Raw genomic sequence first — 21,683 nt, forward strand, 5'->3', positions numbered from 1 at the left:
ACCATGGCGCCCACCGCTAAGCCCCTGGGGATTACGACCACGCCGATCCCCGGCTTTTTGCGCATTGATCTGACTGTTCACGGCGATAATCGAGGCTGGTTCAAGGAGAACTGGCAGCGCGAAAAGATGGTCGCGCTGGGCCTGCCGGATTTCGGCCCCGTGCAGAACAACATCTCGTTCAACGACGAGGTTGGGGTAACCCGCGGCATTCACGCGGAGCCGTGGGACAAGTTCGTGTCGGTCGCAACCGGCCGCGTGTTCGGCGCATGGGTGGACCTGCGCGAAGGCCCTTCGTTCGGCACCGTCTACACGACGATCATTGATCCGGGTGTCGCGGTCTTCGTGCCTAAGGGCGTAGGAAACTCCTACCAGACCCTGGAGCCGAACACGGCATACACGTACCTGGTCAACGACCACTGGTCGCCGGACGCGCGCTACACCTTCCTGAACCTGGCTGACGAGACGGCCGCCGTGGATTGGCCGATCCCGCTTGAGCGCGCCATCCTGTCGGACAAAGATAAGGCTCACCCGCGCATGGCGGAGGTGACCCCCTTCCCGGCTCCCGCCCCGGTGGGTCGCCGTGCGCTCGTGACGGGTGCGAATGGTCAGCTGGGCCGCGAGCTCATGCGCGCCCTGCCCGAGGCCGGCTTCACGGTCACGGGCGTGGACCTGCCCGAGGTCTCGATTTCCGACGCCGAGCAGGTGGCCGCGCTGCCGTGGGACGACATCGACGTGGTCATCAACGCTGCCGCGTGGACGAACGTGGACGGCGCCGAGACGCCCGAGGGACGCCGTGCGACCTGGCAGGCGAACTCGACCGGCCCGGCCGTCCTGGCGCGCGAGGCGACGGCTCACGGCGTGACGATGGTCCACATTTCGACTGAGTATGTCTTTGATGGCACTCAGGATGTGCACCTTGAGGATGAGGCCCCCTCTCCCCTGGGCGCGTACGGCCAGTCGAAGGCGGGCGGCGACGCTGCGGTGGCCTCGACGCCGAAGCACTACATCGTGCGCACCTCCTGGGTCGTGGGCGACGGCAAGAACTTCCTGAAGACCATGGCATCCCTGGCAGATCAGGGCATCTCCCCCTCGGTCGTGTCCGACCAGGTGGGTCGCCTGACCTTCACGTCCGACCTGGCGCGCGGCATCATTCACCTGCTGACCACCGGCGCCGAGTTTGGCACCTACAACCTCTCTGGTGAAGGCCCGGTCATGAGCTGGGCGCAGGTCGCCAAGCGGGTGTTCGAGCTGTGCGGCCGCGATCCGGAAGACGTCACGCCCGTGACCACGGAAGAGTACTTCGCTGGTCGCGAGGTGGCACCGCGTCCCCTGTCCTCCGTCCTGGACCTGACGAAGATCAAGGCCACCGGCTTCACCCCCGAAGATTCCTCGCAGCACATCGACTCCTACGTCGCATCCCTGCGCGGCTGACTTGTGTTGCAGTGAGGCCCCGGTTGCTCACGGCGAGCACTCGGGGCCTCGCTGTATGTGGCTCAGTGTTGCCCCCGCTCGCCTGTTCTCACCGTTGACGCTGCCCCACACGCGTCTGAACGCCGACTGTCGCACAGCCGGGCGCACACACGCGGATGTGCACCCAACATCCGGATAGGTAACGACGATACGGATAGGTTAGAAGCATGCGGATAGGTTAGTAACCTATCCACATCTGAATAACCTATCCGCATGCGCACAACCTATCCGGATGCGCACAACCTATCCGGATGCACACGATCGAGGGGTAGCTGTGGACGCTCAACCACCGGAGCGCAGCATCACCGGAGCACCCCACAACACCGGGACACTCCAGAGCACCACTACGCGTCCCCACCAATTTCGCATGCAATTCCCCGACACCTCTTTCAACTTTTGAAATCACAACGTTGGTATTCCAACGTTTTCTCGATACTGCAAAACAGACCTGATGGGAATTGCATGCGAAATGGGAGGCGGCATAAAGCGCGAGGGATCTTGCACATACACCAACGAGGCCGGGGCCAGCCGCACTCACACGCGCGGCTGGCCCCGGCCTCGTCACGGAACAACTCTCAGAAGTAGGCCTTCATCATAGACACCAGGTCGTAGCCGTAGTTCTTGGCAGCGGCCCAACCGGTATGGCTCGGGTTCTCCTGGATGCCCAGGTACTCGACGACGGGTGCCGCACCCTTGCGCACGTAGGTGAAGCGCGGGTCGACGACCGCGTTCGCGAGCGACGCCGTGGTCACCGAGGAGTCCGCGTAGGCGCGCAGGTGCTGGACCTGGGCGCGGATGCCGGTGCGCACGTCTGGGAAGGAGGCCCCCGTCGCGCCGCCGCCGACAGCGCCGATGCCGGAGAAGTTGTACTGACTCACGCTCACGTCACCGCCGAAGCGCAGCCAGCCCGTCTCCTTCATGGCCTGCACGAAGACCAGCTCGGGGGACACACCCTCGGCCACGGCCTCGTCGTAAACGATGGACGCGAAGTCACGGATCGTCGGCGCACCGCCAGCGGCAAGCGCACTCGGATAGCTGTAGCCCGCCTGATCCCAGGCGTCTTCCATCTCATCGATGACCTCGGAGCGCGAGGCGGTGGGTGCACTCATGATGAGGCGCTGACCCGCGGCGTTCGTCACGGAGGCGTTACGATCGGCCGAACGAGAAGCCGCAGGAGCACCGCTACCATCCGCATAGCCCAACCACGCGCCGGAGGACGCGAAGTTGGATGCGCGGCCCTCAACGGTGACCGTGCCGGTCGCCATAGCACCCGAGTTCGGGTCCAGCCAGTACCAGGCGCCATCGAGGAGCCAACCGGTGCTCATCGCGCCGGAGGACTGCATGTGGTACCAGGTGCCGCCGACCTTGACCCAGCCGGTCACCATGGCGCCGTCCCCGTCCAGGTAGTACCACGTGCCGCCGTCGAGGAGCCAGCCGGTGACCATCTGACCATTGGGCCGCATGTAGTACCAGCGGTTATCATCCTCAGTCAGCTGCCAGCCGGTGAGCATGCGCGCGTCGTCTTCGAAGAGATACCAGGCGCCGCCGACGTTGGCCCAACCGATAGCTGCCGCGCCGTTGGCACGCAGCCAGTACCAGTTGTTACCGTCCTTGAGCCAGCCGGTGGCCATGACACCGTCGGAGCCGAGGAAGTACCAGGAGCCGCCGTCCTTCACCCATCCAGTGGCCATATCGCCGTCGGGACGCAGGTAGTACCACTTGCCGTCTTCCTGCTTCCAACCCGTCACCATGGCGGTGGAGTCGTCGAAGAAGTAGCGGCGTCCATTGATCGTGGACCAGCCGCGGATCGTCCGCTTGTCAGCACCCGCCCAGTACCAGCGACCGCCGGTGGAGAACCAGCCGGTCTTAGCGGTGCCATTGGAGATGAAGCTCCAGGAGTTGCCGTCTGCGCGCCAGGTGCCCTTGCTCAGGCCGTACGCCTGGGCGATGCCGGTGGCATCGGCGATGCCGAGTGAGCGCACGAAGTTCGCGTCGTGCAGGAGTGCGGCGTCGGACGCGGAGGTCACGAAGGCATGCTCGACGATAATGCCGGTCATGTTCTCTTCGCGGGCCTGGCGGATGATCGCGTAGTAGTCGCCAGTGGAGCCGTCCGGGTAGTCGTAGTAGGGGTTGTCGCGTGTCTTGATGCCGCGGTCAGCCAGCCCGAGGCTGGTGAGCTGCTTCTGGATGGCGTTGGACAAGGTACGTCCCTGCGTGTGGGTGGCGTAATTGTACGAGGAAGAGTTTCCGTACCAGACCTCGGCGCCCTTCGCGATGGGCGAGCCCGAGTTGAAGTGGATGGAGACGAGGGCGTCCGCATCCGCCGCAGCTGCCATGTCGACGCGGCTCGACAGGTCGGCGCTGGTGTTTTCCGAGGGACGGGTGTCCGTCGTGCGGGTCATGACGACGCGCACGCCGTCGTAGCTTTCCAGTTCTTCCTTCAGGGCCAGGGAGACCGCGAGGGTCAGGTCCTTTTCACGCAGGCCGTTGGCGACCGCACCGGGGTCTGAGCCGCCGTGACCGGGGTCAATGGCGATCGTGATGCCAGCTGCGTGCGCCGGCGGCACGAGGGCCGATACGGCGGCACCGAGGGCCAGGACGAGCCCGGCGACGATGGTCCTCCACGAGGAGCGCATAGTGATCCTTCGAGTTGCTGATGTGACAGTCGTGATTGTAGGTACTTATGATGTAACTGTAAACATGAGAATGGTTACATGCATGAACTAATACGAACTAAAACGATTGCTTTTCCGCATGTGAGACGAGGCCGAGTCCCCCAGAGAACACCGCGCGGCATCGCCGCCGTGTCAGCGTCACAGAGAAGAGAAACCGCCAGTCCTACGCGAGCGCCGAACGCACCACCGCAGCCGCCGCGCGCGACGAAGCTAAGACCGACCGGTGCTCGCGCACCCACGCGCGCGCACCATCGCGTCCGACCCACGAGGCGGCCCCCGATGCGAGGGCGACCATGGCCTCGGCAATCTCATCGACGTCGAGAGAACACGCCACACCGAGGGCGCTCTCCTCGACGTCTCGAGCCGCCTGCCCGGGCCCGGCGTAAATGACGGGAGTTCCCTGCGCGAGGGAGGCGAGGATCTTCGTGGGGTACGCGTAGTCGTATCCGCCCGGGCGCAGCGAGGCGAGCGTGGCGGTGGCTCGCGCCATCCACCGGTCAGCTTCGTCGGCACTGACGGCAGGAATCAGATCAACGCCGGCCACGCCCTTCGCACGCTCAGCGAGGCCGTCCCATCCACTCCCCTGTCCCACGAACACCAGGCGCGCATCCCCGAGCTGTGCTCGCGCACGCTCGAAGGCGTCGACGAAGACCTCGGGAGCCAGCCACTGGGCGACCGTTCCCGCGTAGACGAAGACGGGACCCGAGCAGGCGGGAAAGCCGTCGGGCACGCCGGTGGCCACAGCCTCGGGCACGCGAACACCGTTGGGGACGACGGCGACGTCGCGGGCACCCAACTCACGGGCACGGAGCGCTACCCCGTCAGAGACGGCGATGACGCGGCGCGCACCGCGCAGCGCGAAGGACTCCAGGCCAGCGACCGTGCGCACGACCAAGCCGGGAACCCCCGCGAGCGCGGCCGCGTCCGAGACAATATCGGCGCAGTAGTACACGTAGGGAACGCGGCGGAGCGCGCATGCAAGGCGCACGGCGACGCCGGTCGTCGGCGGGGGCTCACAGACGACGACATCGGGGCGGGGGCCGCCGAGGAGCCGGGCGAGGAGGGGCAGGTCGAAGGACATGTAGGAGACGTATCCTCGCACCGCACCCGTGCGGTCGCGCAGGACGGGGGCACGGCGCACCTCGACGAGGCCGGGGCCCTCCCCTGCGTGAGCGCTAACGCCCTCGGGAGCCTGGGTTTCCTCGGTTTCTCGGGCGTCGCGGGCGACGGAGGACGCCAGGCGTGAGGTGAGGACACGGACCGTATCGCCGCCCACGGCGAGCGCGCGGGCGAGGGCCCCGAGGCGCAGCGCGGCGGCTGTGGGCTCGGGTGTAAAGGTGCGGGTCGCCAGAGTGACTAGCATGCGGGAGCGCTTCCCCCGCCGATCGTGATGCGCGGCGTGCCCGCCCAGGCTTCGGGCGAGGTGATCGCGCGGCCGTCGACGAGGAGGCGCACGCCGGGCAGGTCCGCGGGCATCAGGTTCCGGTAGCCGGCATGGTCGGCCTGGACGATGGCGACATCCACCGGTTCTCCGAGGTGGTAGGCGTCCCACCCGAAGTCGGCGAGCTCCTCATCGCTGTAGAGGGGGTCGTGGACGCGCACCCGCGCCCCGGCCTCGCGCAGGGCATCGACGACACCAAAGACGCCGGAGAACGCGGTTTCCTTCACCCCGCCGCGGTAGGCGGCACCCAGGACCGCGACGCGCAGGCCCGCAAGGGATCCCAGCAGGGCGGCGGCGCGCGCGACCGCATAGGCGGGCATCGCGGCGTTGGCGGCGCGGGCTGCGGATACGACGGTCGCCTCCGGGTCGCCGGCCAGGTACAGGCGCGGGTAGACGGGGATGCAGTGGCCGCCGACCGCGATGCCGGGCCGGTGGATGTGGGAGTAGGGCTGGGAATTGCAGGCCTCAATGACACGCGCGACGTCGATGCCAACAGCGTCCGCGTAGCGTGCGAACTGGTTGGCCAGGCCGATATTGACGTCCCGGTAGGTGGTTTCGGCGAGCTTAGCCATCTCGGCGGCCTCGGCACTGCCCATGGGCCACACGCCGTTGGGGCGCGGCAGGTCGTCGCGCTCGTCGAAGGAGAGGACGACCTCGTAAAAGCGAACGCCGCGTGCCTCGCCGGATTCGCTCAGGCCCCCCACGAGCTTCGGGTAGCGCGCCAGGTCGGCGAATACGCGGCCGGTGAGGACGCGCTCGGGCGAGAATACGACATCGAAGTCGCGGCCCTCAACCAGGCCGGAGACCTCCTCGATGAGGGGCTTATAGCGTCCGCGCGTCGTCCCCACAGGCAGGGTCGTCTCGTAGGAAACGAGAGTACCGGGGGTCAGGTGCTCGGCCATGGAGTGGGTCGCGGCATCCATGATGGTGAAGTCGGGTCGACTCTCGTCATCGACGACGAGGGGCACGACCATGACGACCGCGTCGGCTCCGGGGATCGCCTCGGCGTACTCGGTCGTAGCCCGCAGGGCGCCGGAGGAAGCGAGCGAGGGCAGATACTCGGCGAGGTGCGCCTCGCCCGGGAAGGGTTCTTCTCCCCCGTTGATCAGGTCAACCACTCGGGGGTTCACGTCCACGCCGACGACGGTGTGCCCGCCGCGCGCGTAGTGCACCGCCAGCGGCAAACCGATCTTGCCCATGCCGACGACCGCGATGCGCATGGGGTCCCCTTTCCGTCTCCGGCCTCGTTGTTCCCCTCCAGTGTAGTGCCCCGCCCCACCTACAATGGGGGCGTGGATCGCGCGCTCAACCTCCTGCTCTACCCGTCGAACCTGGCCTCGCCCGGCCGGCTGGTGAAGATCGCGCGTTCGCTGTCCCCGTTGTTCTCGGGCACGCACGTCGTCGGCATCGATCAGGGCGGTCTGCCTACGGACGAGGCCATGGCCCCCACCGTGCACCTCACCCGGATCCGGGGCGCGTCCCTGGGTGCGCACCTGGGCGGGGTGAGGGTCGTCGTGGCGTGGGGGGCGCGCGTATACCGGCGGTTCGCGAGGCAACGCGTCGCGGCCGTCTCCGCGCAGAACCTGTTCCTGCTGCCGCTCGCGCACGCGTTGGCGCGGCGAACGGGCGCGGTGTTTGCCTACAACGCGCACGAGTTGGAGACGGAGACGGTGGGGTCGGCGGGGCTGCGCCAGCGCCTCCAGCGCGTGATTGAGCGCCGCTACATCCGCCGCGCGGACGTGGTGTCCGTGGTCAACGAGTCGATCGCCCAGTGGTACCGCGAGGCCTACCCGGGCGTGGATCCGGTGGTCGTGACGAACGCTCCGACGGGCTCGGATGGGGTCATCGACCTGCGCGGGCAGCTGGGAATCCCGCAGGACGCGCTCCTGTACCTCCATTCGGGCTACCTGGCGCCTGGGCGTAACATTCCCTTGATTCTGCGGGCGTTTGAGCAGGTGAAGAGCGCGCACGTGGTCTTCGTCGGCGCGGGTGCCCTGTTGCCCGAGGTCGAGCGGGCCGCAGCGGAACACGCGAACATCCACCGTCTGCCTCCCGTGGAGCCGGATCAGGTCTTGGCGATGACGCGCGGGGCTGACGTGGCGTTGTGCCTCATCGAGTCCGGGTGCCTGTCGCACCGCATGTCCACGCCCAACAAGATGATGGAGGCCTTCGCGGCCGGGGTGCCCGCGCTGTGTTCTCCCCTGGCCGAGGCCCGCCGTTACCTGGGCGATCAGGCCGACACGTGGGTGCTGGAGGACCCGGAGCGCGACCTCATTGGGGCCCTGGAATCCATCACGCGAGAGGACATCGAGGCTTTTTCAGCCCCGGAAATCCCGACGTGGGAGGAGGGCGCGGCGCGCTTGCGGCAGGCCTACGAGCAAGCCCTCGCCGCGCGAGCGACACATCAATAGTTCCCCCAAAATCTCGCATGCAATTTGGGTTCACTAACTTTTCTTAGCATTCCTAAAAATGGCGGAATATCAAGGTTTTTGACCTTACACAGAAATGGACCACATGGGAATTGCATGCGACTTTTGGGGGAGAGGCGTGTCAGGAGGCGACGAGATCACCTGTTTCACAATCGCTCGTTTCACAAAGGTTTCACGCGGTCGCGCACTACGCCGTCGGGCGCGCACCATCCCCGCGGTCGTAAGCGCGCGCCGTCAGGACAGCCATCACGAGCATCCCCACCAACAACACGGCCATCAGGGCCCCCAGCACGGCGACCGTTGTCTCGACGCGGTAGGGGCTGCACGCGAGCCAGATCAGCGGCGCCGCGCAGTACGCGCACGCGAAGGCCAGCATACGCCGCTGGTGGTAGGTCGCGACGAACACGTTTGACAGCGGCGAGGTCGCCACCGTCAAGGCCAGCCACGGAGCCAGGGAGCGCGCGAAGTATCCGGCTGCCTCCCAGCGAGCCCCGAACACGAGGGGAAAGAGCGCCGGGCTGGCCCACGCGAGCAGCGCGAAGACGGGGATCGAGCAAGCCAGGGCGATGCCACCGATACGCACTACCACGCGGGTCATCTGCCCAGCGGGCGTATCCGACAGGCGCGGCAAGTACACCTGCGACAAGGCCCCCGCGATGAGTGCGACCGGGGCCTGCAGGGCCAGCCACGCCATGTTGAATTGGCCGAGCGAGGCCACGGAATAGGTAGCAATCAGCAGAGGGATCGCGCTCGTGCGCACCGCATCGACGACAACGTTGGGCACGCCGACGAGCGCCATCTTCCGGTAGCGCGAGGCCACCTCGCGCAGGGTCGGATCCGTAGCCCCGCGCACGCGGGCGTCGCGGGCGCGCCACGACAGGTAGGCGACGGCGAGGCCCTGGCCAGCGATCGTCGCACCGATGGCGGCCCCCAGGCCACCACCAGCCAGGAAACCGCACAGCAGCTGCAGGGCTGCGATCCCCAGAGAGCGCACGACCGACGAGCTCGCAATCGCCTGAAAACGGCGGTGGCGAGTCAGCCAGTAGGAGCACACCTGCCCCTGCGCCAGGAACAGGACGGACACGCCAACGGCAAGCATCCAGCCCGAGAGCGCACTTCCGTAGCGCCCGCTCACCCACGGCCATGCGGCGGCCGCACAGAGGGTGGCCAGCGCGGAGGTAAGCAGCACGCAGCGCGAGGCGAGGCGGGCCAGGGACCGGGCCGAGGCCTCGTCGCCGGGAGCAGGCAGGACGATGCTGAGGTCGAAGCGGGCGCCCGCGACGGCCGCGCCGAGCGTGGCAGCGGAGGTAAAGATTCCTAGGTAGCCCAGGTCCGTGTCCGTATAGAGGCGGGCGATGCCGATCTGGGCGACGAAGGCGATGACCTGGGCGAGGAGAGTGCCGCCGAGGAGGGTGAGCACCTGCGCGAGGACGCCCGAGCGGGCGGGGCGGGCAGGTGCGTTCGTCATGAACTCATTTAATCACCTGGGGCGTGCGGCTTGCCCCTAGGATGGTGGCATGCCCGCTCCCCGCTCCGCGCCCACACTCGGGTGGAACTCGTGAGGGTCGCCCTGACGAAGGGAACCCTGCTGGTTCCCCCGACCTACTTCGCACTCTCGCACGCCCTGGCGATACCCCAGCTCGATTGGCGGGTTTTCGCGCTCGCGGCACGCATCGCCGATCCGACCGTCACGATTCCCATTGACGAGGCCGCACCGCGCGCACTCGGTGGCCCTCTCCCGCTTCGCGTGGCCGCGCAGGCACGAGGCCTGGGACGGATGCGCCGCGCAATCAGCGCGTGGGATCCGGACGTTATTCACCAGCACCAGGCAACATGGTCGCTGCCTGCCGTGGCGGCGGCGCGGGAGACGGGCGTGCCCCTGGTGGTGACGCTGCACGGCGGGGACGCCTACCCGAGGCTCGGGCGCGGCGCGGGTGCCGCGTGGAACGCGCGCAATCGGCGGGCGGCCTTCGAGGGTGCGTCGCGACTACTCGCCGTCTCGAGCTACCTGGCGGATGTCGCACTGGGAGCGGGGGCCGATCCGCAGCGGCTGAGCGTGCACTATCAGGGCGTGGACACCGACTTCTGGGCACCGTTCACCCCTAAGTCCACGGATTTACGCGAGAAGCCCATCGTCCTGTTCGTGGGCGCTCTGAGCCACTTGAAAGGTGTGGATGATCTGGCCCGGGCGTCCGCCGACCTCGTGGGGCGCCGCCCGCATCGCCTCGTCCTCGTCGGCGAGGGACCGCTGGCCCCCGCACTGCGCGCGCACGCGCCCACCCACGTGACGTTCACGGGCAGGCTGGATCGCGAGGGCGTGCGCGGCTGGATGCGCCGCGCCCACGTCCTCGTCTTGCCCACGAAACCGACGCAGGGACGGCAGGAGGCCGCGGGCCTCGTCCTGCTTGAGGCGCAGGCGTGCGGCGTTCCCATCATCGCGTATTCCACGGGCGGCACGCCGGAGATGGTCGCGCCCGGTGCCTCGCTGCTCACGGCCGGACGCTCGCCGGATGCCCTCGTCCGTTCGATCGACGAGGCCTTGGCCTGGTCGGAGGATGAACGCGCGGATCGGGCGGCGGCGTGCCGGGCGTGGGTGACGCGCGAGCGATCACTGCGTGGTGCAACCCGCCAGCTCCGTGCGATCTACGACGACCTCACACGGTAGCGCCGCATCTTAAAGCTCGACGGACCGTCCGGTGTCAGCCGATGTCAGAATGGCCTCGACGACGCGCAGGTTCTCCAGGGCCTCGTCCATCGTGACGTGCTCGGCGCCCACGCCGAGGATCGCGTCGCGGAAGCGCTCGTGTTCGAGGGCGAGGGGTTCGCGCTTGGTAAGCGCGTAGCGTACGACCTGTCCCTCGCTGACCCCGCGGAAGGCGGCGATAGCGTCCCACTGCAGGGGCGCGTGGCCGTTCTCGTAGAAGGTCAGGTCCCCCATCGCGGTGTCTGCGACGAGCGCGCCGCGCTCCCCCGTCACGATCGTCGTGCGGTCCTTGTAGGGGGTGAGCCAGTTGACGAGGTGGTTGACGAGGATGCCGCCACGAAGCACGCCCGAGGCGACCATCATGTCCTCGTGGGGGCGCCCCGAGCGCGCGGACGTGCGCGCGTAGATGCTCTCGTACGGGGCGCCGGCAACCCACGCGGCCAGGTCTACGTCGTGCGTGGCCAGGTCTTTCACGACGCCGACGTCACTAATGCGCGCGGGGAAGGGCGACTGGCGACGCGTCGCGATCTGCTCGATCTCGCCAAGCTGGCCCTCCGCGATGCGCCGCCGCATGTCGATGAGCGCGGGATTGCAGCGCTCGACGTAGCCGACGGCGCCGACGAGGCCCGCGGCCGCGAAGGCATCGCGGATGCGCCGACCCGCCTCGACGCTCGTGGCGAGGGGCTTTTCGACGAGGGTGTGTACCCCGGCCTCGGCGAGCGCGAGGGCTGCGGCCTCGTGGTGGGCGGTGGGAGCGGCGACGATCGCGGCGTCAATACCGGCCTCGATCAGCTCCTCGACGCCGCCCAGGACGGGCAGGTCACCGGCGACGCCGAAGCGGTCGCCGCCCGGGTCAGCGAGCGCAATGAGGTCCACGCCGGCGGTCGCGCGCGCGTTGCGCACGTGGTGCCGGCCCATCGAGCCGATACCGAGGATTCCCAGGCGAATAGTCATGTCAGGCCCCCGCTTCCGCGAGCGCGTTGACGCCCTGTGCGATGCGTTCCAGCTCGCCGGGAGTCAGCGAGGGGTAAATCGGCAGGGAGAGGACCTGGGCGGCGGCCTCACGGGTGGCGGGCAGCTCCGCGTCGGGGGCGAAACGGGCCAAGGAGGGCAGCTCGTGGTTCGGGATCGGGTAGTAGACGCCCGAGCCGATGCCGTATTCGTCGCGCAGAGCATCGGCGAAGCCGTCGCGATCCTCGGGCACGCGAATCGTGTACTGGTGGTAGACGTGCACGGCGCCGGGAGCGACGTGAGGGACGGTGACGCCGCGCAGGTGCGCGTTCAGGAACGCGGCATTCTCGCGGCGCTTGGCTGTCCAGGCCCCGACTTTGGTGAGCTGAACGCGCCCGATCGCCGCATGGATGTCGGTCATGCGGTTATTGAGGCCCACAATTTCGTTGGCGTAGCGCGTCTCCATGCCCTGGTTGCGCGCGAGGCGTACGCCTCGGATGATGCCGGGGTCGGCGGAGGTGACCATGCCGCCCTCGCCGCTGGTCATGTTCTTCGTCGGGTAGAAGGAAAAGGCAGCGAAGCTGCCGAAGGAGCCGACCGCCGTCCCGTGCAGGGTCGCGCCGTGGGCCTGGGCGGCGTCCTCGAAAATCATGAGTCCGTGCTCAGTGGCAATCGCCTGGAGCGCGTCCATGGGCGCGGGGTGGCCGTAAAGATGGACGGGCATGATGGCGCGCGTGCGCGGGGTGATCGAGGCTTCGACGGCGGCCGGGGAGAGCGTGAAGGTGAGCGGGTCAATGTCGGCGAAGACGGGGGTCGCGCCCGTGATGGCCACCGAGTTCGCTGTGGCCGCGAAGGTGAAGGAGGGGACGATGACCTCGTCGCCCGGCCCGATCCCCGCGGCGAGCAGGCCCAGGTGCAGGGCGGAGGTCCCCGAGTTGACCGCGACGGCTCGGGTTCCGGGCACGAGGGCGGCCACAAACTCGTCCTCGAAGGCTGCCACCTGCGGGCCCTGGGCGATCATGCCGGTGCGCATGACGGCCGCGACCGCGTCGATCTCCTCCTCGCCGATCAGCGGGCGAGCGGGCGGGATGAACGGTTGCGTCATGGCTGGTCCTCACGGGTCTGGGCGGGTGTCGCGGGTGCGCTCGGGGACGAGGCGTGGGCCTCCTTGGGCGACAGGGCACCGCCACGCTCGACGTAGCGGCGTCCCGTGGCCGGGCACACCCACGTGCGGTCCCCGGCCTCGTTCGTCGGTTCCTCATCGGCGGCCACGAGAGGCACGCCGGCTTCGCCGACCCACCCGATGCGGCGTGCGGGCACGCCGACGACGAGGGCGTAGGGGGTCACGTCCGACGTGACGACCGCGCCCGCGCCGACCGACGCCCACGCGCCGATGCGCACGGGGGCGACGCACACGGCGCGAGCACCGATGGCAGCGCCTCGATCGACAGTGACACCGACGCGTTGCCAGTCACTCGCGCTCTTGAGGCTCCCGTCGGGGTTGATCGCGCGGGGGCAATGGTCGTTCGTGAAGACGGCCGCGGGCCCGACGAATACACCGTCGGCCAGGGAGGCGGGCTCATAGATGAGGGCGTAGTTCTGGATCTTGCAGCGATTCCCGACGCACACGCCTTCGCCGACGTATGCACCCCGACCGACGATCGTCTCCTCGCCGATAGTTGCATCTTCTCGAACCTGGGCGAGATGCCACACGCGGGCGCTGGGGGCCACCATCGCACTGGGCGCCACGTCGGCGCTGGGCTCGATCACGGTGCTTCCCTCTCCTTGTTGCTGCACGCGCGGGCGCGCTCACAGATACCCTCACTATAGGCGCGTGCCCACCCCGATGTGCGACACTAATCGAATGCAGATGCGCTCCGACACGTGGGTCGTCATCCCCGCGTTCAACGAGGCGCCCGTCATCGGGGGCGTCGTCGCGGGCGTTCGCACCCTTTTCCCGTATGTCCTCGTCGTCGATGACGCGTCAACGGATAACACCGCGGCCCTGGCCCGCGCGGCCGGCGCCTACACGGCCACCCACCCTCTCAACCTCGGTCAGGGCGCTGCCCTGCAGACCGGATTCGAAGCGGCGCTCGCGCGTGGGGCCCGCTACGTCGTCACTTTCGATGCCGATGGCCAGCACGATCCGTCGGATGCGGCGGCGATGGTTGATCGGGCGCGCGAGGAGGACCTCGCTTTCGTCCTCGGATCTCGCTTCCGCGACGGCGCGCATGCACAGGTCGGCTCCGTCAAGCGCGCGATGCTGCGCCTCGGAGCCCTCATCGCCCGCCTGCGCACCGGCATGGCTCTGACGGACACACATAACGGGCTGCGCGTGATACGCGCCGATGCCCTCGCTCATGTGCACCTGACCCACTCACGCATGGCCCACGCCTCGCAGATCGTCTCCCAGCTGGCGGCCTGTGGCCTGCCCGGCGCGGAACACCCCGTGACGATCTCCTACACGGACTATTCACGGGCGAAGGGCCAGCCCCTGCTCAACTCAGTCAATATCGCCGTCGACCTGGCGTTGGGGGGACGATGAGCGCCTACATCGCTATCCGTGTCCTCCTACTCCTCGCCCTCGCACTCACCGCGTGGTGGCTCGTGCGCCCGGTATCCTCGGCCTCGTCCCTGGCTCTGCGCCGCATCGGCATCGGCGTCCTCGTGGCGGCGGCCATCGTGGCGATCCTCGTGCCGTCGCTGGCCAACACGGTCGCCCGCGCCATCGGCGTGGAGCGTGGCGTCAACCTGATCGTCTACGGGCTCGTCATCGCATTGATTGCGCAGATGGTGACCGGGTACCGGCGCGAGGCCCGGGCCGAGGCACGCATGGCGAGGCTGGCCCGCTCGCTCGCCCTCGCACACGTCCTTCCGCCCGAGGACACAACCCCTGAAAACGCCATCGACCCTCTTGTTCACACTGATGACCCGGAAGTGGAACGCGCCGCTAACGGCCCTGATTCCCCGACAAACCCTCCAGATAACGATATGGTTACAAACGATGAGTAACGTGAATCTGCGACCGATCCAGCACTCGGCCGTCAACTACGGACGCTTCGGCCTCCTGCGCGGCGCGCTCGCCGTGCTCCTGGCCGGCGTGCTCTTCGTGGTGTCATCGGCGGGTTTCGTGTACGCCAGTTTGAGTAGCCAGTTCGCCAACCGCGTCGTCAACATCGACGCATACTCGGTTGATGGGCAGAGCAAGGCGACCCCCGATTCCTTCGAGGGGCGTGCCGTCAACATCCTCGTGGTCGGAACCGACTCGCGCAACGGCGCCAGCGGCGAGCTGGGTGCAGGCGACGCAGATGATGTCCCCGGCCTGCGTAATGACTCGACGATGGTGATTCACGTCAGCGCGGACCGCTCCCGCGTGCAGATCGTGTCCATCCCCCGTGACACGCTGGTTGACATCCCCGCGTGCAAGCATCGCGACGGCACCACCAGCGAGCCGACCAGCGACGACATGTTTAACAACGCGATGGTCTATGGTTCGAACGGCGGGGATGATCAGGAGGACATCGCCCCCGGCATCGCCTGCGTGAAGTCGACCGTTGAAAAGCTCTCTGGTATGTCCATCGACGCCTTCATGGTCGTTGATTTCGCGGGCTTTATTAACATGATCGATGCGCTCGGCGGCGTCTGGTTCAACATCCCCGAGCACATCGAAGATGAGTCCGCCCAGCTCTACATCGATGCGGGTTGTTGGAAGCTGTCGGGCACTCACGCGCTGGCCTACATGCGCTCGCGCAAGGGGCAGGGCGACGGTTCCGACATTTCGCGCATCGGCCGCCAGCAGCAGCTGATTTCCGCGATGCTGCGCGAACTGCAGGAGAAAAACTACGTGACCGATCCCGGCGCGCTCATTAACTTCCTGCAGGCCGCGATTTCCGCCGTGAACGTCTCCGATAACCTCGGAAACGCCAGCTCGGACGCATCCCTGCTCATCAACGTGCTGCAAAAGGTGGATCGCACCAACATCCAGTTCATCACCATGCCGGTCGAGGAGCCGTCCTGGGATCCGAATCGCCGTATCCCCTCCGAGCCAATGGCTCGCAACGTGTGGACCGCGTTGAAGAACGATCAGGCTCTGCCCGTGGGCACGACGTTCACGGACGGCAACGGCGCGCAGCTGGTGGTGCCCGATCCGACCGCGACAACGGCACCGTCGACGCCCAATCCGACGCAGGCTCCCACGACCGATCCCAGCTCCGAGGAGACCACCACGGATAACACCGAGCAGTCCGCTTCCGTCGCGAATAACGCGGCGAACGAGGAAGCTGCTAAGCAGACAGCCGCCACCTGCCCGCCGAAGGACCAATGAGCACTCCCCCCTCGTTTACACCGGATCCGAAACGACGCCGCCCAGGATCCGACGACGCTCACGTCATCGGTGAAGAGGTGCGCGGCAGCGCCCCCACTCCCCCACCTGAGGCCCTCGCGCCACAGATGTGGAGGATCTCCGACGACGAGGCCGACGCCTCGCGTCCCCTGATGCCGCGCACGCTGGACCAGCCACAGCGCGACTCTCAGTCGATTTTCCCGCGCCGCACCCCCGCCCAGCAGCCGCCGTCGTTCCAGCCGGCGTCGGCCTCCAATCCCCCGTCCTACGCGCCGGGCTCTGGCCGTTCCTCGGGTGCGAACACCTACGCGCCCTCCGGGAACGGGCCTCGTCAGGTGACGATCAATCGCGCCCAGGGTGCGCCCGCGGCCGCCCCCGCGCCGACTGCTGTCCCTGCGGGCCCTTCGGTCCCGGCTGCGAAGCCGAGGCGACGCAAGCGCCGTCACCCCATCCTGAAGACCCTGTGCCTCTTCCTGGTCATCGTCCTGGCGTGGGGCGGCTTCCTGTTGTGGGACGCCAACACGTACATGGGTCGCGTGAGCGCGCTGTCGGGCGCCGCCGATACGCCCGGCACGACCTACCTGCTGGCTGGCTCGGACTCGCGCGCGGACGGCGCCGTGAAGGATGGTTTCGACGAATCCGAGCGCGCTGACTCGATCATGCTCGTCAACGTCGCCCCGAACGGGCAGACGGTTGCGCTCTCGATTCCCCGCGACACGTACGCGGAGATCCCGGGCGTCGGCTGGGACAAGATCAACGCCTCCTACGCTTATGGCGGGCCGCAGCTGCTCGTCGAGACCGTCGAGAAGCTGACGGGCCTGACGGTCGATCACTTTGTTCAGATCGGCATGGGTGCCGTGCCCGACATGGTGGATGCCGTCGGCGGCGTTGAGCTGTGCTACGACAACGACGCCGACGACCAGTATTCCGGCCTGAAGTGGACCGCGGGTTGCCACACGGTTGACGGCACGACGGCCCTGCAGTTCTCGCGTATGCGCTACCAGGACCCCGAGGGCGATATCGGCCGCACGAAGCGTCAACGCCAGGTGATTTCGAAGGTCATTTCCTCGGCGGCCTCGCCGTCAACCCTCATTAATCCCGCGAAGACCCTGCGTGTGGAGCGCGCGGGCTCCAAGTCCTTCACGGTTGACGAAGACTCCTCTGTGTTCACGGTGGCGTCGCTCGTGTGGGCGCTGCGCTCCGCTTCGTCGAATCAGATGATGGGCGTCCCGCCGATCGAGTCATTGAACTTCACAACGAACGCGGGAGCATCTGCTGTTTTGCTGCGCGATACGACCGCCGACGACTTCTTCGCCAAGCTGCGTGCCGGTACGCTGACGACGTCGGACCTCAACCAGGTCGACGGGTTCTAAGTCGGCCTGCAGTCCTCCAATGGGTGACAAAAGCCCCCGGCCTCGTTCCTCTGTGAGGGAACGAGGCCGGGGGCTTTATCTGTGCGACAACGCGCTCAGGCGCCGGGGACGGTGATCGGGCGAGGACCCGCCTGCCAGCCTTCCCAGGCGGAGGTGAGGATCTCCTCGACCCCGTTGTTCGCCTTCCAGCCCAGGTCTACACCAATCGACAGCGGATCACCGATCAGCTTGGGCGGGTCGCCGGCGCGGCGGTCCAGCTCCTCAACGGGGAAGTCCCAGCCGATAACGCGGCGCAGGCCGTCGACAATCTCTCGGACGGAGGTGCCCAGGCCGGTCCCCACGTTGTAGGTGTGGTGGTCGGGCTGACGCCCCTCGGCCAGCACGTCGAGGGCCGCGATGTGTGCCTCCGCCAGATCCAGGACGTGGATGTAGTCGCGGATGCAGGTGCCGTCGGGGGTGTCGTAGTCAGTGCCGAAGATCTTGGCGCTCTCGCCGCGCTCAACGCGGTCCAGCACCATCGGAATCAGATTCATGACGGCGTCGTCAGCCAAGTCAGGCCACCCGGCACCCGCAACGTTGAAGTAGCGCAGGCCGATCCACTTCAGATCCCAGGCGCGCTCGCAGTCAGCCATCAGCCATTCGCCGATCAGCTTCGTCTCGCCGTAGGGGTTGATGGGGTGACCGGCCATATCCTCGGTGACCACCGGCAGCTCGGGAGTTCCGTACACTGCGGCCGAGGACGAGAAGATCATCTGGTCGACTCCGGCGTCCTCCATTGCGAGGAGAACGTTGGCCATACCGCCGATGTTCTGCTGGTAGTACCAGGCGGGGCGTTCGACGGATTCGCCGACCTGCTTGCGTGCGGAGAAGTGAATGACCGCGGTCACGTCTTCGTCCACCATGAGGGTAGACAGCGCGGAGCGGGCTTCGTCCAGCGTCACGTCAAGCTTCACGAGCTTGGCGTCGCCGACGCGCGATGCCTTGCCACTCGACAGGTCGTCGACGACAACGACGCGATCCCCGCGCTGACGCAGGAGACGGACAACATGCGCGCCGATGTAGCCGGCGCCGCCACAAACGAGAATGCTCATGGCTCCAGGATACGACGCGCCGCCCCTTCAGGGCTACCCGCGCAGTCCTTGTGTTCGCCTCGCTCAGCGTGCCTGACTGACGCGTTGGGCGAGGGCCACACCCTTCGCACTGGCCACATCGCGCAGGTCCTTCTGGAAAGAACGCATCTTCGCGCGTAGGGCCTCGGCCTGCTCACCCTCACCCGCGCCGAGGATCCGGGCAGCGAGCAGACCCGCGTTGCGCGCGCCCGCGATGGAGACGGTCGCGACGGGCACGCCGGCGGGCATCTGGACGATGGAGTGCAGGGAATCCACGCCGTCGAGGTGCTTGAGGGGCACGGGCACGCCTACGACGGGCAGCTCGGTGAGAGCCGCGAGCATGCCGGGCAGGTGAGCGGCACCGCCGGCTCCGGCGATGATGACGCGCAGACCGCGCGCCGAGGCGCTCCTCCCGTAGGCGACCATGTCCTCGGGCATGCGGTGGGCTGAGACGACGCCGACCTCGCAGGCGATGCCGAACTCTGCGAGAGCAGCAACAGCGGGCTCCATGGTCGGCCAGTCAGAGTCGGACCCCATAACGACGCCGACGAGCGGGGCCTCGCCGGTGGCGGTCAGCTGAATGTCGAGCTCGGTGGTCATGAGCGGTCCTTTCGGGAGGGAACGAGGCCGGGGTACCTATCCCTCAGCCGTCAGTGGGGAGAAGGTCAGTCGGTGGGCGCGTCGCCGCGCAGGGCACTCACGGCAGCCCGAGCGCGCTCGAGAGCGAGAGCGGGGTCCTGATCGACGACGGTGACGTGCCCGAGCTTGCGGCCCGGGCGCACTTCCTTGCCGTACAGGTGGATCTTCGCGCCCGCTCCCCCGGCCCTGAAGGCTTCGGCGAGGGCACGCGCTGGCTGGTCATAGGAGGAACCGAGGAGATTCACCATGACGGAGTAGGTCTCCGGTGCGCGCAGGTCGGTCGAACCGAGCGGCAGGTCGAGGACGGCGCGCAGGTGCTGCTCGAACTGGCTGGTGACAGCTCCGTCGATGGTCCAGTGCCCCGTATTGTGCGGACGCATGGCGAGCTCGTTGACGAGGACGCGCTCGTCTGCACCCTCCCCGACGACGAACATTTCGACGGCGAGGACGCCGGTGACGCCCAGCTCGGACGCAATACGCTCGCCGATGCGACGGGCCTGCGCAGCCGTCTCAGGTCGGATTCCCACGGCGGGGGCGCTCACCTCGGCGCACACGCCGTCCACTTGCACGGTGGAGGCCACGGGCCACGAGGCGATGTCACCCGACGGGGTGCGCGCCAGCAGAGCAGCAACCTCTCCGGTGAAGGGAACCAGGGCTTCGGCCAAGAGGGGACCATTGCCCCACCACGAGGCCACGTCCGCGGGACTGTGGGCGACAGCCACACCGTGCCCGTCGTAGCCGCCGCGCGGGGTTTTGACGATGAGCGGCCAACCGATCGTGGCGCCAAATTGCTCCAGCTGCGCCTCATCCTCGACGCGTGCCCACGCAGGGCACGGGATCCCCATCTCGGTCAGGCGCTCACGCATGGCGAGCTTGTCTTGCGCATACAGCAGGGCGCTCGCCGGGGGCTGAACGGAGACGAGACGCGCGGCCTCCTCCATAGTGGCTGCGGGAATGTGCTCATGCTCGAAGGTCAGGACGTCCGCGCCGTCGATGAGCGCGCGAACCGCGTCCAGGTCGGCGGGAGCCCCAACGGCCTTATCAACCGTCACCTGTCCGGTTGAGCCGTCCTCGGCCTCGACAAGAGGGCGCAGGTTAATCCCGAGCGCGATCGCGCTCTCCTGCATCATCCGTGCCAGCTGACCGCCGCCAATGACGGCAACGGTGGGAGGTGTGCGCATCTTGTGTTCCACTCCTTCAATCTACCGCGCCGCTAGAAGCGCCGCGAGCGGCGTCCCATGGACATGAGGGGCCCTTCGGGCATCACGCGATCGGGGTCCAGCGATGCGGGGATCGCCGCGACCGACACCGTGAAAACGGGGGGCTTGTTCGTCTTCAGCTCGAGGCGCCCGCCCATCGCCTGCGCAAGGTCATGGGCGAGGGCTAGGCCGATGCCGGTCGAGCCATGCCCAGAGACGCCTTTTTCAAAGATATCGGGGGCGAGGCTCTCATCGATGCCCTCGCCTTCGTCACTCACCTCAATGACGACTCCGCGTTTGGACGTGCCCGCGTGCGCCCACACGCGCGTCGTCCCATCGCCGTAGCGCAGCGAGTTTTCGATGAGGGTGGCCAGGACCTGACCGAGCTTCCCGGCGTCAGCGAGGATCGGGCGCTCAGCTTCGTCGAGGAAAACGAGCGAGCGCCCGGCCGCCTCGAACTGGTCCTCCCACTCCTCGCGGGCCGTGTTGAAGACCTCGAGAATGTGGATGGCTTCGGTCTGGCTGGTCTGGCGCTTGGAGACGTCGAGAAGCTCCGTCACGACGTTCGTCATGCGTTCAACCTGTTCGAGGCAGGTGCGGGCTTCGGCACGCACCTCGTCCTCTGTGGAGATCAATTCGATCTCCTCCAGGCGCATGGACAGCGCCGTCAGAGGGGTACGCAGCTGGTGCGACGCATCGGCGGCCGCCTGGCGTTCTGCCGCCAGACGTCCGGCCATGCGTTCGCCGGTGCGCGCAAGTTCCTCGGAGACCAGGTCGATTTCCTCAATGCCGGACTTTTCCACGCGGGCGCGCACGCCACCCGATCCGATCTGCTCGGCCTGTGCAGCCAGGTAGATGAGGGGTGCGGACAGATCACGCGACAAGGCACGCGCCATGAGCCAGCCGATCAGCATCGACAGGGCCATGCCACCGCCAAAGAGCGAACACGTCCACACAATGCGCCCCAGCGCGTTGGATGCCGATGCTGTGAGCTGGACAGACACTCCAGAGGGTGAGGACGCCACAGCGGTCAACGTGCGTCCCGAAATAACCTTGCCGTTGGTCGCGATGTTGGAGTCGGGCACCTTGATGCGATAGCTCAGTTCACCACCGCGACTATTCGCTTGATCCGCCACCAGCGACGCCAGGGTCGCAGGGTCATTCCCCTCCCCCGCAGCGCGTCGGCGCTCAATATTTTGCAGGATGAGCTGCGACTGAACGTCGAGGCTACGCTGTTCGGAGGTCCAGATGGATACCGACGCGAAAAACGCGCCGGGAAGCCCCATCAGGAGGCACACGACGGCGACGACCGAGACGATCATCCTCACCGCGCGTGCGCGCATGACGAGCC

General features: G+C 67.4%; 18 protein-coding genes. 7 read left to right on the plus strand and 11 right to left on the minus strand.

Translation table 11 applies throughout. The features are described from left to right. Positions 1 to 3 precede the first annotated feature (3 nt). Entirely contained in the window at positions 4 to 1,431 is a 1,428-nt protein-coding gene (locus HMPREF1478_RS00495; RefSeq protein ID WP_016460131.1) for a sugar nucleotide-binding protein, read from the plus strand. Positions 1,432 to 2,045: 614 nt separating this feature from the next. On the opposite strand, the gene HMPREF1478_RS00500 is transcribed toward HMPREF1478_RS00495, so the two are convergent. The 3 genes from HMPREF1478_RS00500 to HMPREF1478_RS00510 all read right to left on the minus strand — a co-directional run bounded on the left by HMPREF1478_RS00500 (position 2,046) and on the right by HMPREF1478_RS00510 (position 6,806). Next, on the minus strand, positions 2,046 to 4,106 hold the full coding sequence (locus HMPREF1478_RS00500; RefSeq protein ID WP_016460132.1) for an N-acetylmuramoyl-L-alanine amidase: 2,061 nt from the start codon (positions 4,104 to 4,106) through the stop codon (positions 2,046 to 2,048). A 202-nt stretch (positions 4,107 to 4,308) separates the two neighbouring features. Then, positions 4,309 to 5,508 carry a glycosyltransferase gene (locus HMPREF1478_RS00505; RefSeq protein ID WP_016460133.1) on the minus strand — a complete coding sequence of 400 codons (1,200 nt, stop codon included), beginning with the start codon at positions 5,506 to 5,508 and terminating at the stop codon, positions 4,309 to 4,311. After that, positions 5,502 to 6,806, minus strand: coding sequence for a nucleotide sugar dehydrogenase (locus HMPREF1478_RS00510; protein WP_016460134.1), 1,305 nt, complete (start codon positions 6,804 to 6,806; stop codon positions 5,502 to 5,504). The genes HMPREF1478_RS00505 and HMPREF1478_RS00510 overlap by 7 nt, the downstream gene beginning before the upstream one ends. Before the next feature lie 45 nt (positions 6,807 to 6,851). Here HMPREF1478_RS00510 and HMPREF1478_RS00515 point away from each other — a divergent pair, with 45 nt between their 5' ends. Continuing rightward, a complete protein-coding gene (locus HMPREF1478_RS00515) occupies positions 6,852 to 7,997 on the plus strand; it encodes a glycosyltransferase (RefSeq protein WP_016460135.1) in 1,146 nt (381 codons plus the stop codon). A 205-nt stretch (positions 7,998 to 8,202) separates the two neighbouring features. On the opposite strand, the gene HMPREF1478_RS00520 is transcribed toward HMPREF1478_RS00515, so the two are convergent. Further along, positions 8,203 to 9,483, minus strand: coding sequence for a lipopolysaccharide biosynthesis protein (locus tag HMPREF1478_RS00520; protein WP_016460136.1), 1,281 nt, complete (start codon positions 9,481 to 9,483; stop codon positions 8,203 to 8,205). 90 nt (positions 9,484 to 9,573) lie between these two features. Between HMPREF1478_RS00520 and HMPREF1478_RS00525 the strand changes: the two genes are divergently transcribed. Then, positions 9,574 to 10,680, plus strand: coding sequence for a glycosyltransferase (locus HMPREF1478_RS00525; RefSeq protein ID WP_016460137.1), 1,107 nt, complete (start codon positions 9,574 to 9,576; stop codon positions 10,678 to 10,680). 9 nt (positions 10,681 to 10,689) lie between these two features. Here HMPREF1478_RS00525 and HMPREF1478_RS00530 read toward each other — a convergent pair whose 3' ends face one another. The 3 genes from HMPREF1478_RS00530 to HMPREF1478_RS00540 are packed head-to-tail and all read right to left on the minus strand — an operon-like array spanning position 10,690 to position 13,440. Further along, positions 10,690 to 11,673 carry a Gfo/Idh/MocA family protein gene (locus HMPREF1478_RS00530; protein WP_016460138.1) on the minus strand — a complete coding sequence of 328 codons (984 nt, stop codon included), beginning with the start codon at positions 11,671 to 11,673 and terminating at the stop codon, positions 10,690 to 10,692. A 1-nt stretch (position 11,674) separates the two neighbouring features. After that, positions 11,675 to 12,775, minus strand: coding sequence for a DegT/DnrJ/EryC1/StrS family aminotransferase (locus tag HMPREF1478_RS00535; RefSeq protein WP_016460139.1), 1,101 nt, complete (start codon positions 12,773 to 12,775; stop codon positions 11,675 to 11,677). Next, positions 12,772 to 13,440 (minus strand): acyltransferase, encoded by a 669-nt coding sequence (locus tag HMPREF1478_RS00540; RefSeq protein ID WP_016460140.1) that lies wholly within the window; start codon positions 13,438 to 13,440, stop codon positions 12,772 to 12,774. The genes HMPREF1478_RS00535 and HMPREF1478_RS00540 overlap by 4 nt, the downstream gene beginning before the upstream one ends. Positions 13,441 to 13,534: 94 nt before the next feature. Between HMPREF1478_RS00540 and HMPREF1478_RS00545 the strand changes: the two genes are divergently transcribed. From HMPREF1478_RS00545 to HMPREF1478_RS00560, 4 genes are read left to right on the plus strand one after another with little or no spacing between them, the layout of a single operon-like run. After that, positions 13,535 to 14,215: a glycosyltransferase family 2 protein gene (locus tag HMPREF1478_RS00545; RefSeq protein ID WP_193393950.1), complete on the plus strand. Its 681-nt coding sequence runs from the start codon at positions 13,535 to 13,537 to the stop codon at positions 14,213 to 14,215. Continuing rightward, entirely contained in the window at positions 14,212 to 14,682 is a 471-nt protein-coding gene (locus tag HMPREF1478_RS00550; protein WP_016460142.1) for a DUF2304 domain-containing protein, read from the plus strand. The genes HMPREF1478_RS00545 and HMPREF1478_RS00550 overlap by 4 nt, the downstream gene beginning before the upstream one ends. Continuing rightward, on the plus strand, positions 14,675 to 15,994 hold the full coding sequence (locus HMPREF1478_RS00555) for an LCP family protein (RefSeq protein WP_016460143.1): 1,320 nt from the start codon (positions 14,675 to 14,677) through the stop codon (positions 15,992 to 15,994). Before HMPREF1478_RS00550 ends, HMPREF1478_RS00555 begins: the two co-directional genes overlap by 8 nt. After that, complete coding sequence (locus tag HMPREF1478_RS00560) at positions 15,991 to 17,385, plus strand: LCP family protein (protein ID WP_016460144.1); 1,395 nt, start codon at positions 15,991 to 15,993, stop codon at positions 17,383 to 17,385. The genes HMPREF1478_RS00555 and HMPREF1478_RS00560 overlap by 4 nt, the downstream gene beginning before the upstream one ends. A 95-nt stretch (positions 17,386 to 17,480) precedes the next feature. On the opposite strand, the gene galE is transcribed toward HMPREF1478_RS00560, so the two are convergent. From galE to HMPREF1478_RS00580, 4 genes are all read right to left on the minus strand, one after another. Further along, a complete protein-coding gene (gene galE / locus HMPREF1478_RS00565) occupies positions 17,481 to 18,476 on the minus strand; it encodes a UDP-glucose 4-epimerase GalE (RefSeq protein WP_016460145.1) in 996 nt (331 codons plus the stop codon). Between the two features lie 63 nt (positions 18,477 to 18,539). Continuing rightward, positions 18,540 to 19,094, minus strand: coding sequence for a 5-(carboxyamino)imidazole ribonucleotide mutase (gene purE / locus HMPREF1478_RS00570; RefSeq protein ID WP_016460146.1), 555 nt, complete (start codon positions 19,092 to 19,094; stop codon positions 18,540 to 18,542). A gap of 65 nt (positions 19,095 to 19,159) precedes the next feature. After that, complete coding sequence (locus HMPREF1478_RS00575) at positions 19,160 to 20,314, minus strand: 5-(carboxyamino)imidazole ribonucleotide synthase (RefSeq protein WP_016460147.1); 1,155 nt, start codon at positions 20,312 to 20,314, stop codon at positions 19,160 to 19,162. Between the two features lie 32 nt (positions 20,315 to 20,346). Continuing rightward, on the minus strand, positions 20,347 to 21,675 hold the full coding sequence (locus HMPREF1478_RS00580) for a HAMP domain-containing sensor histidine kinase (RefSeq protein WP_016460148.1): 1,329 nt from the start codon (positions 21,673 to 21,675) through the stop codon (positions 20,347 to 20,349). Between the last annotated feature and the right edge of the window lie 8 nt (positions 21,676 to 21,683).

Source organism: Actinomyces sp. HPA0247 (genome assembly GCA_000411415.1).
Classification (GTDB): Bacteria; Actinomycetota; Actinomycetes; order Actinomycetales; family Actinomycetaceae; genus Pauljensenia.